Source organism: Roseofilum halophilum BLCC-M91 (genome assembly GCF_030068445.1).
GTDB classification, from domain to species: Bacteria; Cyanobacteriota; Cyanobacteriia; order Cyanobacteriales; family Desertifilaceae; genus Roseofilum; species Roseofilum halophilum.
Genome location: NZ_JAQPOK010000106.1, coordinates 1 through 15,204 on the forward strand (window position 1 = coordinate 1; position 15,204 = coordinate 15,204).

At 46.9% G+C, this 15,204-nt stretch carries 10 protein-coding genes and 1 pseudogene; 3 read left to right on the top strand and 8 right to left on the bottom strand.

Annotation, left to right across the window (positions count from 1 at the left end; genetic code table 11):
• The 7 genes from PJF56_RS14515 to PJF56_RS14545 all read right to left on the bottom strand — a co-directional run.
• Positions 1–684 (bottom strand): Uma2 family endonuclease (locus PJF56_RS14515; RefSeq protein ID WP_283763401.1); only part of this gene is annotated, 684 nt, incomplete at its 3' end.
• A gap of 123 nt (positions 685–807) precedes the next feature.
• Positions 808–2,283 (bottom strand): phosphoglucomutase/phosphomannomutase family protein, encoded by a 1,476-nt coding sequence (locus PJF56_RS14520; protein WP_283763402.1) that lies wholly within the window; start codon positions 2,281–2,283, stop codon positions 808–810.
• A 146-nt stretch (positions 2,284–2,429) separates the two neighbouring features.
• Positions 2,430–5,225: a CHASE2 domain-containing protein gene (locus PJF56_RS14525; protein ID WP_283763403.1), complete on the bottom strand. Its 2,796-nt coding sequence runs from the start codon at positions 5,223–5,225 to the stop codon at positions 2,430–2,432.
• Positions 5,226–5,253: 28 nt separating this feature from the next.
• Positions 5,254–5,964, bottom strand: coding sequence for a DUF928 domain-containing protein (locus tag PJF56_RS14530; protein ID WP_283763404.1), 711 nt, complete (start codon positions 5,962–5,964; stop codon positions 5,254–5,256).
• 163 nt (positions 5,965–6,127) lie between these two features.
• Positions 6,128–8,620 carry a pentapeptide repeat-containing protein gene (locus PJF56_RS14535; RefSeq protein ID WP_283763405.1) on the bottom strand — a complete coding sequence of 831 codons (2,493 nt, stop codon included), beginning with the start codon at positions 8,618–8,620 and terminating at the stop codon, positions 6,128–6,130.
• Between the two features lie 86 nt (positions 8,621–8,706).
• Positions 8,707–11,301, bottom strand: coding sequence for a CHAT domain-containing protein (locus PJF56_RS14540; RefSeq protein WP_283763406.1), 2,595 nt, complete (start codon positions 11,299–11,301; stop codon positions 8,707–8,709).
• A 211-nt stretch (positions 11,302–11,512) separates the two neighbouring features.
• Positions 11,513–12,472, bottom strand: coding sequence for a glycosyltransferase family 9 protein (locus tag PJF56_RS14545; RefSeq protein WP_283763407.1), 960 nt, complete (start codon positions 12,470–12,472; stop codon positions 11,513–11,515).
• A gap of 292 nt (positions 12,473–12,764) precedes the next feature.
• On the opposite strand from PJF56_RS14545, the gene PJF56_RS14550 reads away from it, so the two are divergent.
• Both PJF56_RS14550 and PJF56_RS14555 read left to right on the top strand, forming a co-directional pair.
• Positions 12,765–13,766 carry a M48 family metallopeptidase gene (locus tag PJF56_RS14550; RefSeq protein ID WP_283763408.1) on the top strand — a complete coding sequence of 334 codons (1,002 nt, stop codon included), beginning with the start codon at positions 12,765–12,767 and terminating at the stop codon, positions 13,764–13,766.
• 95 nt (positions 13,767–13,861) lie between these two features.
• Positions 13,862–14,515, top strand: a complete 654-nt coding sequence (locus PJF56_RS14555; RefSeq protein WP_283763409.1) for a response regulator transcription factor — start codon at positions 13,862–13,864, stop codon at positions 14,513–14,515.
• Between the two features lie 25 nt (positions 14,516–14,540).
• Here the strand turns inward: PJF56_RS14555 and PJF56_RS14560 are convergent, their stop codons facing one another.
• Positions 14,541–15,023 carry a low molecular weight protein-tyrosine-phosphatase gene (locus PJF56_RS14560; RefSeq protein WP_283763410.1) on the bottom strand — a complete coding sequence of 161 codons (483 nt, stop codon included), beginning with the start codon at positions 15,021–15,023 and terminating at the stop codon, positions 14,541–14,543.
• Positions 15,024–15,102: 79 nt separating this feature from the next.
• Here PJF56_RS14560 and PJF56_RS22195 point away from each other — a divergent pair.
• Positions 15,103–15,204 (top strand): annotated as a pseudogene (locus PJF56_RS22195) (transposase); the annotation flags it as partial.

A 15,204-nucleotide genomic window follows, 5' to 3' on the forward strand; every position in this document is an offset into this window, starting at 1 on the left:
TTGGCGTTCCTGCTCGGCTTCTTGTTCTAGGGTTTTCAGTTTCTCTTGCTCGGCTTTAATTAACCCTTCTACTAAGGGCGGATTCAGCAGTTCTTGTACTGATACAACCCAGTCTGGAAACTGAGGGGATACAATGGTATCTGTTTCCTTAAAGTCCTGATACTCATATCCCTCTTCATTGGTAGGATTCGTAAACACGCGCACCTGTTTCTTTTTGGGGTCAATAATCCAGTATTCTGCTATTTCTGCCACTTCATATTCATTGCGTTTAATCACATAATCATCTCGACGATTCGTGCTAACGACTTCCACGACTAGGATCGGCTTTTCGGCAAAATCTAAGACTCCTGCTCCCCCTCGGTCTCCGACTTGCTCCCACAAAGCTTGCTCACAGACTACAGCATCGGGAATACGGGATGTTTTTTCTTCAGTCCTGACACCAACGATGGTTTTGGCAACTAAAGATAAATTCTGGTCAGCAAAGTAGTGCTGGAGTTGATAGACCAAAAACTCGCAGATTTGGCAATGCTTGAGGGTGGGTGTATTCATGGGGATCAGTTTTCCTCGGTATAATTCCTGGAGAATATCGGGTTCTCCTTCATACTCTAGATACTCCTCGAAGGTGAATAGACGCTCTTGAGGTTCTTGGGGTTGGGGAGCGTCTGGAATTGTTGTTTGAGTCATCAGGTGAGACCTCGATCGTGGGTTATCCGTAAATTTTAGCCAAAATGCAGTTAATTCTGTGTTGAAACAAGACAAGGGGCCTTGGGGCCCCTTGTTTAGCGCAGCGTTATTAAGAATGGGGATTTAAGTGAAGGTATTGGCCCAATCTTTAATCCAATTTAGGGTGTCATGGACGTTTTCTAGGGTGGCGGCTTCACAATACAGACGTAACACGGGTTCGGTTCCGCTAAAGCGAACGAGGAGCCAACTGCCATCTGATAATCGGAATTTATAACCGTCAATGGTGTTGCAGTCGGTAACGGCTTTTCCGGCAATTTCGGTGAGGGGATGGGTGTCTAATTCTTGTACAAGACGCGATCGCACGTCCATGTTGGCTAAGGGGATATCAATGCGATCGTACATGGAGGAAAACCCGGTTTTTTCTTGCAGTTTACTATACAGATGGCCAAGGTTTTGCCCGGATTGCACGACGGCTTCGAGAACATAGAGGGCGGAAAGTAGGGCATCCCGTTCGGGAATATGGGTGTTATAACCCACACCACCGGATTCTTCACCGCCGATGAGGACGGAATGTTCTAACATGCGATCGGCGATATATTTATACCCGATCGCCGTTTCATGGACAGATAGGTTATAGAGTTGGGCCACTTTGGGCATTAAATCGGAACCACTGATGGTTTTAACGACTTCCCCGGTAAACCCCCGTCGGGTGGCTAAATGTTCGATGAGGACAGGGATCAGAATTTGGGTACTCATGTATGTGCCGTCTTTATCTATGGCAGCGATGCGATCGCTATCCCCATCAAAGACTAAACCCGTGACCAGATCTGAACTTTCTCCAGAGCTAGAAAAGTTCTTCATGTCCTCTAATAATTGGGGCAAATATTTGGGAAGAGGTTCGGGCGCACCGCCATCAAACAGGGGGTCGCGATCGCCATTTAATTCTCGAATATCTACCCCTAAAATTTCCGCGAGTCCTCCCCCGGCTGCTCCATGCATGACATCGGCAAAGACGGTTAATTTACCTTGGATAATCGCCCCTTGAATGGCTCCAATATCCACCTTAGAGCGCAGAATTTCACAATAGGAGGGCCAAGGATCGAAAGACTCTAGGGTTCCCGGTTGTTTCGCTGGGGGAAGATCTTGACCGAGTTTAGCTTCTATTTTTTGGGTCACTTCTGGGGAGACAGAACCGCCAAAAGCTCCTTTGACTTTCAAGCCCAGATATTTACCAGGGTTATGGGAAGCGGTCATTACAATTGCACCGAGGGCCCCTCTTTCTTTAGCAGCCCAACTAAAGGCGGGAGTGGGGGCATAAGTATTCGTGAGCAGTACATTAAAACCAGCGTTTTGAATGGCTTCGGCAGCAACTTGGGCAAATTCTTCTGCTAAAAACCGGCGATCGTGGCCCACAATTACGGTACGATTACTGCGATAAAACTCCGTTTCGCTGTGGCGATCGCCATAGACTTCTTCTAGGATCTGGGCGGCGATCGGGGCAACTTGGGCAACCCGTTCCATCGTAAAATCTGCCGCAATCACCCCTCTCCAACCATCTGTACCAAATTTAATCGGGTTTTTAAAAGACGTTACTGCCATAAATGCTGCCTCTTTCTATGAATGCTTACTTCTTGAGTTTACCGCCAATGTTTGGCCAGTCTGCTGTCTAGAAAATATCAATATAGCGCTTCGCGCTGGTAATGGGTAATCGGTAATCGGTAATTGGTAAACTTTTTTCCCTAGGATTAACGTTTAATTTCTGTATTTAAGCCGGATTTAATCCAATGGCGGATTTCTTTAACTTGAAAGTTATCCGCCAACTGTTGCAGCTTCAGTGCAAACGGGACATAGGCGGGGTTATGGTTTTGCAGGGCGATCGCCTCTTTCCCCAAGCTCTGAATGTTACCTCTTCGCGCTAAATTCAGTAATTTCTCTAGAATTTTCTGTTCTGGAAAAACAATATCTTCTTCAGGAAGATTATTCCTAGATGAATCCCTTGTCCTCCTCTCTGCTTTAACCCCAGCATAAACCGATTCTTGATGATCGTAAATCCATTCTAATTGCAAGTATTTTTGTAAGTAAGAAAACAACAGATCGACTTGTACCGGTTTCGGCAAGAAAGCATCTCCACCCACTTTTAAACTCTGTTCTTGATCCGTAGCAAAAACCTTAGCTGAGGAAACAATAATCGGTATATCCTTCCAGATTTTAGACTGGCGAACTGTTTTAATTAAATCCAACCCATCCATCACCGGCATCATCATATTCGTAATAATCAAATCGGGTTTATATGTCTCCATTTGAGCCAATGCTTCCTCACCCTGATTGGCTTGAAGACAACTAAACCCTACGGATTCTAACAAGCTAATGACAATGGAGCGATTTTCCCACTTATCATCCACGATGAGAATGGTTTTAACAGCACCTTGAAAACCGACAATTTTATGTCGATTGTTAGAACAATGATGTTCCCCTTCGGCAGCCACATGCAACAGTAAATCAACCCAAAAGCGACTGCCTTCTCCTAGGCTACTATCTACCTGGATCTGACTCCCCATCAAGGTGACAATTTTTTGGCTGATGGTTAGCCCTAAACCAGTACCTTCTAACTGCTTTTTCCCTTGTCCAACCTGCTCAAAAGGTTTAAAGATTTGTGCCCTTTGATCCTTAGTCATGCCGATCCCAGTGTCTTCGATTTCAATATGAATGGCAACCTGTTGATCGGAAGTTGAGGTTATCTCTGAAGGCTTAATAGATTCTATTATATCCTGTTTCGTCACCTTAAAAACAACTTTGCCTTGATCTGTGAATTTAATCGCGTTTCCGAGTAGATTGATTAATACTTGTCGCAGACGTTTTTCATCAGCATAAACACTAATTGGAAGCCGAGAATCCGGCTGATAGATAAATTCAATATTTTTTTGTGTCGCTCGCAGGCGAAACATTTCGACAATTCCCATTAAAAATGAGGGAAAATGAAAATAAGTGTTTTGTAGTTCTAGCTTTCTAGCTTCAATTTTGGATAAATCTAAAATATCATTAATCAAGGTCAATAAATGAGAGCCACATTGATGAATAATCTGAATTCCATCTTGTTGAAACTTGAGGAGATTATCCGATCGCTGGAGAATCTGTGTATAGCCTAAAATCCCATTCAGGGGAGTCCGCAGTTCATGGCTCATGTTGGCTAAAAATTCACTTTTGGCTTGATTGGCGCTATCGGCGGCGATTTTAGCCTGTTCCAGCTCTTGGGTGCGATCGCGCACTTTTTCCTCTAAGGTCTGGGAATAGTCCTGTAATTGGGCATTGGCCTGTTGTAATTGCCGTTGATAGCGGCTATTCGTGCCCAAAATGGCGGCAACTGTTAACGCAGAGAGAGGCGCAATCACCGGCATCCACCATCCGATTAAAAACGCACCATAGCCCGCCCCAAAGAGAATTACGCCACTGGCACTGACGGCTAAAATAGTGAGACCGGGAAAGCTGCGGGTTGCTGAGAGTTTCATATTAGGGAGTATCCAACTTAACAGCACTCCTATCTCAGACCAAAAGAAAACCCAGAGACCTTTTAAGGGTAAAGATAAGACCGATAATAACGGGCGGCCATCTAGGGCAGCGCTTAACATCAGGCTGGCAATATTGGCATGAATAAAAACCCCCGGCATTGGCTCAGAGGTGGCTTGATTGCGATTACTGTAGGGGGTATGAAAAAAATCATTGGTGCTGTGAGCTACGGAGCCGATGAGAATGAGGCGATCGCGAATCAATTCGGGATCGAACTCCCCTTTAAGCAATTGTGTAATGCTGATGGAGTCAAACCGATCTTCACTTCCCCGATAATTGAGCAGAATTTGATAGCCTCCTAAGTCCGCTTGGGTATAACTGCCATTTTGAGAGGTTAAGGGGCGAAATATGGCTTTTCCTAATCCATAAAACTTGCGCTCTGAATCAACCGTTTCTAATTCAATCCCTTCGCCGCGCAAATAATCTAAACTGGTTCGCACGCCCAAAGTGGGCAATAATTGCCCCTCTTCATCCACCGAAACAATTAGCGCCCGTCGGATTTTAGAATCCGCATCTACCACCAAATCTGCGAGGGCAACCTGCTGATTTTCCTCTAGGGCAGAAGGGGGTGCAACCCGTTGGCCAACCGCTTTTTTAATGCCAATTAAATGGGGCGTTTGAGCCATCACCTGCATCCATTCTTGAGTCCCTGGAGCCACCGGGAGATCGCGATATAAATCTAAACCAATGACCCTCGGATTATATTCATTGAGGATAGAAATCATTTGAGCTAATGTGCCATCACTCAGGGGCCAAGTGCCCATTTCATAGATATCCTCATCGTCAATGGCGATCGCAGTAATTCGTTGCTCTCGATCTTCCAGGGGACGATAGCGAAAAAACTGGTCTAGGGTTGCCCATTCGAGCAGTTGAAATCCTCCAGCCATTCCCGCAACCATCACCGTAGCGGTGACGCTCGGAGCAATGGTGAGCAAGGGTTGCCATTGCTGAAAAATTGCCTTGAGACGATGCCACATAGGGGAGCCAGATATGAGTACGCACAGTTTAAGGTTGGGATGTGAGGATCGGTTGATTGGCGATCGCCTCGAGTCCAACGGATGATAATAGCTCTGTCCAATTTTGGCTCAACACTAGATTATCGGGTTCTTGGGATTTCAACTGTACTAAAGAAAACACCGTGTCATACCAGAGTTTGGCTTCAGCGAGATCTTGTACTTGCCTTAAAGACAGGTCGGAAGAAATCGAATACTCTTGTGCAGGTAAGCGACGAATCCATCCCGTATATTCTGGGCTATCCGGTTCTAAACTTTCCGAGCAAATGAAGACCAGCCTCCATTGATAATTGATATTTTCTTTTAAGGGTGGCCCATCGTCTGGCAGATGCAACCCAATAATTCCAGGGGTTTCTGGTAGCTCCATTTCCTGCTGATAATGCTGTTCTCCGGTCTGAGTTTGCAGGCTAAAAAACACCTTTTTAGTCGTCACTTCAGGAACATAGACATAAATTTTTGGCCGCTCAGACACCGTAAAACCGATCCGAGTCTCTGGAAGTAGGGGAGTGACTGACGGTAAAGTATCTTGAGCAGAGACGCACTGTTGTGGATCGCGCGATCCTCCGCCCAATGTAGAGTCAGGCGCTCGATCTTCTGGCGGTTCAAAGATCACTGCTGGTGCTGAAGGGGCGATTAAACTGAGGGTAACTGCTGTGATTAAACCCAGCAGTCCGAATCGAGAAACTCGAAAGGGTTGTCTCATAGGGATAGGCTTGGATGAGGGTTTATAGAGGTCTTAATTCTATTGTGCTGGCTTTTCCTGTAAAAATCCAACATATCAACCGATTCCAGGAGTGCGGGCATCTTGCCCGCTTCTTGAATCCCATTTTCATGATCCCATTTTCATTTCCCTAGGGTGAATCGTTCTACTCCCAACGACTACAGTCCGGTGGCTCTTGGGGGTCACCAGATTCATTCAAGGCTTGTAAGAATTCTGGATCAAATTGTACGTCTTGCCAACCACAAGCCAATTTAACTTGCTCAGGAGTTAAGTGTTTCACTTGTCCCCACTTTTCCTCTGCGCGAAAGTCGGCTCCACGGAGGTAGGCATCACGGAAGTCGGCTCCACCAAGGTCAGCTCCACTGAAGTCAGTTTCACTGAGGTCAGCTCCCCAGAGGGTGGCTCCACTGAGGCTCGCTTGCCACAGGGTCGCTTGACTGAGGTTGGTTCTACTCAGGTTGGCTCTACTCAGGTTCGCTCCCCAAAGGTTAACTTCAATTAGGTTGGCTCCACTCAGGTTGGCTCCATTGAGGTTGGTATTAATCAGGTTCGTGTCAATCAGGTTGGCTTCAATCAGGTTCGCTTGACTCAGGTTCGCTTGACTGAGGTAGGCTCCACTCAGGTCAGCTCCACTCAGGGTGGAGTCAACAAGGGTGGCTGCACTCAGGTCAGCTCCACTCAAGGTGGCTCCACTCAAGGTGGCTTGAGTGAGGTCAACTTGACTCAGGTTGCTTCCACTGAGGTTGGCTCCACTGAGGGTGGAGTCAATCAGGTTGCTTCCACTGAGGTTGGCTCCACTGAGGTTCGCTTGACTCAGGTTAGCGTCTCTGAGGTTGATTCCACTGAGGTTGGCTCCACTGAGATTGGCCTCTCTGAGACTCTCACAATTACCAAAGAGCAAAGGCATGAGATTAACCAACCGATCTGGCCAACGACAACCGCTAGCCAGATAACGAGCTGCCTTGGGTTTTTCTGCCCAAGAACCCGATTCTAGAATGTTATAAGCCTGTTCAATTCTGGAGGCTCTAATTCTCGGTTCGGCGATCGCCCATATCATAGCCATAGGAATCACCACCAGCCACCCTAACTTGAAGCGATTTCGCCATCTCTGTCGAACACTGGCCTGTATCCATTCAGTTACCCGTTCCGACAGGGGATAATCGTCTCCATATTCTGCTGCAAATTTTTTCCCCTCTCGCAACCGCCTTCCCTGCAACAAATCATCTTCACTTCGACCTCGCTTATCCCACTCTTTCGCTGCCCTTTCCAGTTGGCCAGCCATTCCCATCCTCTCTCGATTCTCATTCACCCAAGTTCTGAATTGTCCCCAGTAGCGAATCAGCGCTTCATGAACGATCTCAACCGTTTCTTCTCCCCTCCCATCCTTATAAGTGACCACTAACCCCTCAGCCGCTAACGTCGTCACAAATTTACGATGATATCCGCTTAACTCCCTTTGAATCACCGGTCGGCGCGTCTCTCCCCTCGTCTCTTCTCCCGGATTCACCAAGCGCATCAAAATTGACCGCACTTGCTGTTTTTCCTCCAGAGTCCACTGACTCAACACGCCATCTGCATGACGAGTTAACGCCCCTTTGACTCCACCCATCTTTTGATAAGCAACAAAATTAATCTGTTTTCCCTGCCGTTGTTTCCACAGTTGCGTCAGTGCCTCCTCCAGTAAGGATAAATTTCCGGGTTCCTCTATATCATCGAGAATACTCGCCACCAAATCCGGCTCAAACTCCACCCCCAATTGTTGGGCTGGCTTCTCAATCACTTCCCGCAGTTGCCTCTCGCTCATCGCTGCCAACTTCATATCCGAGTGCAGCACCTGGGCAAAACGGGGATAGGAGAGCGCATGAGCGAGAAAATCTATCCCCATCGTCAGCACCAAGACCAAGGGCGAGTCAGACTCTCTATCGCATATCGTGTCAATGAGCAGATCCAGAAACTGGCGACGAGTGGCTTCATCCTCGCAAAGGGTGTAGAGTTCTTCAAATTGATCGGCGATCAATAGTAACCGAGATTGGGGATAACAATCGCTAATCTGGCCCATGACATCTGGCAACAAAACCTCGCCACTGCGGAGCCAATCTGCTAATTGATGGCTTTGTTTAATCTGTTGCGTTTGATTCCAATTGGGAGTATATAGAGGAACTAAGGCTTGAGCCAGGGCAAACCAGGGGTCAGCACTTTTGTGTTGATCTTTGTTGCCCATCGCTCCTGGACGAAAATAAGTAAACTGCCAACCCCCTTCCTGCTGCAACTTTGGCACTAACCCTGCCAACACCACGGAAGATTTGCCACTACCAGAAGTGCCCAAAATGGGAATAAAGTTCCGGGTTTGTGTGGCTTCATAGAGCTGGTCGATAAAATGCTGCCGTCCAAAGAAGAATTGGGCATCTTTGGGGCCAAAGTGAAATAAGCCGCGATAGGGACACGGTAAGCGATCCGGTTCCTCTCTCGATGGGCTAGAGGCGCTCTGAGTCTGGGATGGATTGTAGTAATTGTAGATAATCAGACGCTGGTCAATCTGAAGATCCAGATCGGTTGTGGGATGCTCTTCACCGGATGCGCTGGTATCGCCGATCGCCTGTTGGTGTAGAGGTTGGTTTGGTTCTGTGTCCTGACTCATTGTCCCCAGTATGGATTAATGTGAGTTGCTATTCATCCTATTATTCACCTCTTGGTGTTTCAACATTGACTAAATTGAAGTTGCCTCTAAAGCCAATTGCCGATCATGACGAAGGGGGCCCAGTAAATGGGATGATGATATTGACTGTGTAAGAGGTTAATTTGAGCTTGTTGCAGTGCTTTAGCTTTGCTCATTCCGGGTTGATTCAGGTGTTGGTAAAAGTCAACCATGAATTGGGCGGTAGATTGATCTCGAACGGCCCATAGTGTAGCCAGAGTGCTTCTCGCACCCGATCGCAGGGCAACCCCGGCTAATCCTAATATCGCTCGCTCGTCTCCTTGTGCTGTTTTGCACGCACTCAGTACGAGTAATTCGATGGGGTTTTGCCAAGTTGGTGATGAACGCAACCTAACCAAATCATCGAGTTCGCGTACATTAATTTGACTATCCCAGGTTAAGATAAATGTCTCTTCAGCATCGCTGCTAAACTGACCATGGGTAGCTAAATGAACAATAGGAAAAGGAGTTTCCTGTATCGCTTTTTTCAGTTCCTCAGCCGTAAATTGGCGATCGAGCAACACGCGAGTTTGAATCTCATGACTAATTTGTTCTACTTCCGAAGCGACACCGGGAAGGGGTCGAAATCCTTGGCGAGCTTCACTGAGTCCGGCGGTGAGTGCTTGTAACTTTTCTGGCTCTAGGGGAGGAGATTGGATCAGTTGCAAGCTTTTTGTTAGGGCGATCGCATAATCTTCAATTAAATAGCGTTCCCCATTATAGAGCGCAGCCATGGGCACATTTTGCAACTGACTATCGAGAACAAACACCAGGGTTTCAATCTGGTGGTTTTTCAAGGCACTTTCTGCGGGTTCAATCAGCCAATGGTAAGCCTGTTGATATAGTTTCAGCCGTTCTTGATTAGAATAGGCAGGATGGAGAGATTGGCGCATTTGGTATAAATGTGCCTCTAATTCCGGCTGGGGAATGGGGGTAGAATAGTGTTGTTGGTTTTGGCCGGGAAGCGTGAGAATGACTTCCAGGCGATCGGGTAAAATAATCGGATAAATAACGGCCGCTTTCGGGTCAATTTTATCGATCGGTTTCGGTCGGTTGGCTCGACAGGCTTCCCGGAAAAAATGATCTAATTCTGCGAGTTGCAAAGCTTCGAGAATTTCCCGCGCTTCTTGCACGCGGGCGGGATCTTTTTGGCTATCTTTATCAGTTTGCAACAACAGACCAATTAATCCTCGATAAACCGGATCGATATCGTCGCTAAAGGAAAATTGCATCTGGGGATTTGTCGTTACCACATCGCCCCGAATTGACTCTAGGGTATCGACTGCCGAGCGATAGGCAACTAGGGCAGAGTCTCGATCTTCTTGTTTTATGAACAATTGCCCTTGTTGCCAATTCGCTCTTGCTTGCAAGTCAGCCGCACCAATTTTTTGCGCCATGAACAGGGCTTCTTGAGTCAGTTCTAGGGCAGTTTCTAATTGTTCGTTTTCGGCATAGAATTTGCCCAGTTGCAGCGTTGCCCAACCTTGCGCTCTAGTATCTTTGAGGGTAATGCTTTGTTGTCTGGTAAGTTCGGTGAGTTGGGTGGCGGTTTCTAGGAGTGTGGGATCGAGTTGGGGTTGAAGCTTAAAGAGTCTCAAGAGACTTTCGGCAATGTTGAGATGGGCGTAAATACTGCTGTGGCTGAGGGGCAGTTGGTTGAGATCTGCTTTTAAGGGGGCAATGAGTTCTAGAGCGTCGGTAAAGGCTTGTTGTTCGATGTGCAGTCGCAGAAGGTTGGCGGTAGCTTGGACGTTGAGCAGGAGATGATCTGGGGTTGTGGCGATCGCCTGTTGATAATAGTCTAGAGCTACTTCTCGATGGTGGCAATCTTTGGCTAGATTTCCCAGACTCAATAAACTTTGAGCCATTTCCAAAGGAGTGTTAAGCGTCTGGCTCAGGGTTAAGCTCTCTTCCAGCAATTCTTGTGCCTTTCGCCACTGTGCAGCAAGATGGAAACTCACCCCCAATGTTCTCAAGGCTTGCACTTTTAGGAGGCTATGGGGTTGACTTTCTAAGCGTTCGATCAGAGCATTAAGGAATTCTTGCGATCGCTCATTTAAGCCTAACTGTTGCAGCACTGAAGCTTGATTCAGTTGGCTACCTGTGACTCCTTCTGCATCTCCGGCTTGCTGATAGGCTTGTTCAGCCTTTTCCCAAGCTGATAGAGCGGCCTTAAATTGTCCTTGACCGTGATAAAGTTGTCCTTGAGTATTGAGAACTTGAGCAATAATACGGACTTCTGAGGGCGAACGCTCTAAGAGTTTCAGGGCCCTGTTAAGGTGGGTTTGGGCGCTCTCCCAGTTGCCCAAATGTCGATCTGTGAGAGCGAGATAACTAAGAGTGAGTGCTTGTTGGGCTGTTTCACCCCTAAGTTCAAATCGATCGAGAGCTTCTTGCCAAAGGGCGATCGCCTGTTCATACTCCTGTTGTCGATACAATTGACGACCTTTATCAATTAAATCAGTCGTCTCAGCAGTCGCCAAGAATGCCCTCGATTGCTCCGTCCCCACTGCTGGCACTCCTGTCGCAACAAGCAAAGCAACTGCCACAGCGATCGCCAGGAACCTTACCCAACGGCGTTTGTATCGCGAATATAGATGGTTTCCACTCCAAAACCCAACCATTTTCCTATTCCCTGATTGACATTTATTCCCAACCTGACTGTACTATAGGGATTAATTTGGGAAAGTGGATGAAGTCGCTTAAGTTTCTTAAGGTTTTTTTGCATCAATAATTACGCACCTACAGAGCCTCTGTTCCCCTTCTTCCTTCGGCTTCGCTCAAGGCAGCGCCTGTGGGAGAAGGGGCTGGGGGATGAGGGCAAACGATAGAGAGCTAACTGCCTAGGATTTTGTCGAGTACCATTTGGGGGGTGATATCTGCTATCTTGCCCGTAGGGGAGGAAATGCCGATATATTTGTCACTGGCAGGGAGTAATTTTTGCGGATCTGTGGGGCCAAACAGAGCAATGGTAAAGGTTTTCACAGCCACAGACAAATGCATGGGGGCACTATCAGTACAGAGCATCAAATTGGCATTGGCAATCATGGCGGCCAGTTTACCAATATCTGGCGCAGAGGTGACTTTCAAGCTGGGACTTCCTTGGAGCAATTGGCTAACAAACGCTTCGTCTTCGGGGCCTTTCAGCACAACCATTGATAAATCTGGCTGTTGCTGGTTGAGGGTTTGGAGAATTTCTTGCCATTTTTCCACGGGATAGATTTTCTTAATGCCTTTGGTTTGGGCCAGTTGGCTAGACCCTCCATGAATCAACAGATAGCCCCCTTCTCCGATACCCAGCTTTTGCTGCTCCTGTTCGGCCCATTCAATGTCTTTTTTGGGGACATTGAGGGAGAGTTCTGGACAGGGGCCGGTGATGTTAAGACCTTGGAGCAGGTCATAGTACATATGGGCCGCATATTGCTCGGTTTTGAGGGCAATGGGGTTAGAGAGGAAGAAAGACCCCGGGCCTTGATAACTGATGCGGGTGGGAATACCGGTGAGCCAGAGGAGCAGGCCAACTGTCCAGCGTTGACCGAGGGAAAGGGCGACTTCGTATTCGCGATCGCGTAAAATACCCAATAAATTCCCCCAGTCTGCTGGAGAGTTGCGGTCTTTGAAATCAAAGGCAAAAACATCATTGACAGACTGACTGACGCGATAAGCTCCCTTTGACCGAGGTTCGACGATGACATCGATTTCAGCTTTGGGATAGGATTGTTTCAGGCGATCGAGCGTCGGAAAAAACAGGATTTGATCGCCAATGCCACCAGGAACAAGGGCTACTACTTTCATGACCTTCTTATAGAATGTATCAACGCTTGCATTGTATAGCGCTTTCCGCTAGTAATGGGTAATTGGTAATGGGGTCATTAAACCGATGAACCCACTTTACCCCATCCAACTCTAGGGTACATCTTGGCGATCGCTTAACCAAAACTGAGGTTAAGTTCGCGGCCTTGTTCACCCGCTCCGAAACCAGAGGTGGGTTTAAATCGAATTAACGACAACGCCAGCCAAGAAATGTCATCATAATAAGAGGTTAGTGAACAGTTTGTAACAGTACCCTTAAGATAGATCAACCCTTATGCCCACTTATACCGGAATTTCTAGCGAAGCCTTCCGTCATCCCCTAGACTGGGAAGCCGAACAAACCTTACGCAGTTTCCCTGGATTTGATGCAGTTGCTCGCAAGTTTGTCGAATTTATTTACGAACGTCCTCAGTATATCTATTTAATGGGTAACAGTATTGAAGTGGGGCCCCGCCAGTATTCCAGCATTTATCAACTGTTTCGAGAATCTGTCCGCGATCTCGATGTTTCCCCAGAACCGGACTTATTTGTATCCCAAAATCCCCAAGTCAATAGTTATGCTTTGGGTAAGGATAAGCCGTTTATTGTCCTCAATACCGGCTTATTAGACTTGATGAGTGAAGCGGAAATTAAAACAGTCCTGGCTCACGAACTTGGCCATATTAAGTGTGGCCACACCATTTTAATTCAGATGGCCATCTGGGCCATGAATACCGCAGCCGCGATCGGTGAAATGACCTTTGGCTTAGGCAACGTGGTCAGCAGCGGCCTCATCTATGCCTTCTATGAATGGCGACGCAAAGCCGAACTATCAGCAGATCGGGCCGCTCTGCTGGTCACCGACAACCTTCCCCTAGTCATGAATACGATGATGAAAATGGCAGGGGGATCGAATCAATATGGCCATGAAATCAACCTGCAAGAATTTATCCGTCAATCTCAAACCTATCAAGACCTGGATCGAGACAATCTCAATCAGGTTTATAAATTTCTTCTGTACAATGGAGGCCAGGGAACCTTTTTAAGTCATCCCTTCCCCGTTGACCGGCTCCAATATCTACAAACTTGGTATGATTCCCCAGAATATGCCCAAATTCGCCAAGGCAATTATCGCCAAGAAGCAGCCGAAGGATCGGTCAATGTTGACTCAGAAGCACCCAAGTCAGCAAGAAACGAAGCAGAAAACCTGCGTCATCAACTCCAAGAACTACAACAAGAAATTGAACGACTCAAAACCCAAAAACAGAACAACTATAGCAACCGCCAAGGTGGTTAGGACTTTCCTTAACTTATTTCCTTAACTTAAATGTTCAAGTCTAGCCCCCATAATCTATTGCCTTTTACCTTTTGCCTTTTGCCTAACCTATTCCCATGTCACTGGTGATTCTGGTTGTCGAAGACGATCTGGGAACGCGCCTTGCCATTCAAGACTATTTAGAACAGGGAGGCTATTCAGTTATCCTGGCGGCACACGGACAAGAAGCCCTGCAACAGGTTGAACAATATCATCCCTATCTGATAGTCACAGATATTGCCATGCCCTTGATGGATGGCTACGAATTGGTGCGACAGATCCGTAAAAAACCGGAATTTCGTCTATTGCCGGTAGTTTTCTTAACAGCTCATACAACGATGGAAGACCGGATTCGGGGCTATCAGTTGGGATGTGATGTTTATTTACCTAAACCCTTTGAACTTGAAGAGTTAGGGGCAGTGGTACGGAATTTGATTGAACGCTATTCATTGATGATGCAGGCAACGTCTAAAGCCTCAATACCTCCCATTCCCGATTCTTCGGAACCCTTGAGTGCCAAAGTTGCACCGCCAGATCTGGCTTTGACTAATCGAGAATGGGATGTTCTGCATTTACTCACCAATGGTTTATCAAATGCACAAATTGGCCAGCGTTTGCATTTAAGTCCCCGAACGATTGAAAAATATGTGAGTAGCTTATTACGCAAAACCCTAACGAATAACCGGGCAGAACTGGTTCACTATGCCATGCAACACCGGTTGATTGAATAGGATGGGGAGACAAGCGGATTACTAATTACCCATAATTTTTAATTTTTAATTGATCTAACAACCCCTCACAGCCATCCATGAGCAAATCAATCACTTGATTAAACCCTTCTGGGCCGCCATAATAGGGGTCTGGAACTTCGGAAATATTGGGATGACGAGTACAGAAATCACACATTAAACGGACTTTATCCTTGTACTGATTTTCCTGGTCTAAGTACAAAATGTTACGATAGTTGTCCTTGTCCATGGCCAGGATCAAATCAAATGCTTCAAAATCTTCCTGCTTGAACTGACGCGCTCTCCCTTGCAGCTTAATGCCTTGTTTGGCTGCTGCGGCTGCCATGCGGCGGTCTGGGGCGCTACCAATATGATAGGCACTTGTCCCGGCCGAATCGCACTCAATTTGGTCTTCTAAACCCCGTTGGGCGATCAGATGGTTCATGATATTTTCGGCGGAGGGCGATCGGCAAATGTTGCCCAGACAAACAAATAACAGCTTATATGGCATTCTCTTTACCAGAAAATTGGGTTTAAAGCCCCGCCCTGGAAGGGCGGCTTTTTCGGCTTTCCTGTGTTATGATAATACCATGAAAACCCTAAAGTTTAAGCTATACAAACATAAACGAAATAGATACCTGAATCGACAAATCAATGGGGCTGGAGTCATCTATAATCATTGCATAGCACTT

Bases quoted from the DNA above. Each gene is read 5' to 3' on its own strand.
- PJF56_RS14560 (WP_283763410.1), bottom strand. From the start codon at position 15,023: ATGCCATATAAGCTGTTATTTGTTTGTCTGGGCAACATTTGCCGATCG.
- PJF56_RS14520 (WP_283763402.1), bottom strand. From the start codon at position 2,283: ATGGCAGTAACGTCTTTTAAAAACCCGATTAAATTTGGTACAGATGGT.
- PJF56_RS14545 (WP_283763407.1), bottom strand. From the start codon at position 12,472: ATGAAAGTAGTAGCCCTTGTTCCTGGTGGCATTGGCGATCAAATCCTG.
- PJF56_RS14535 (WP_283763405.1), bottom strand. From the start codon at position 8,620: ATGAGTCAGGACACAGAACCAAACCAACCTCTACACCAACAGGCGATC.
- PJF56_RS14550 (WP_283763408.1), top strand. From the start codon at position 12,765: ATGCCCACTTATACCGGAATTTCTAGCGAAGCCTTCCGTCATCCCCTA.
- PJF56_RS14525 (WP_283763403.1), bottom strand. From the start codon at position 5,225: ATGTGGCATCGTCTCAAGGCAATTTTTCAGCAATGGCAACCCTTGCTC.
- PJF56_RS14555 (WP_283763409.1), top strand. From the start codon at position 13,862: ATGTCACTGGTGATTCTGGTTGTCGAAGACGATCTGGGAACGCGCCTT.
- PJF56_RS14530 (WP_283763404.1), bottom strand. From the start codon at position 5,964: ATGAGACAACCCTTTCGAGTTTCTCGATTCGGACTGCTGGGTTTAATC.
- PJF56_RS14540 (WP_283763406.1), bottom strand. From the start codon at position 11,301: ATGGTTGGGTTTTGGAGTGGAAACCATCTATATTCGCGATACAAACGC.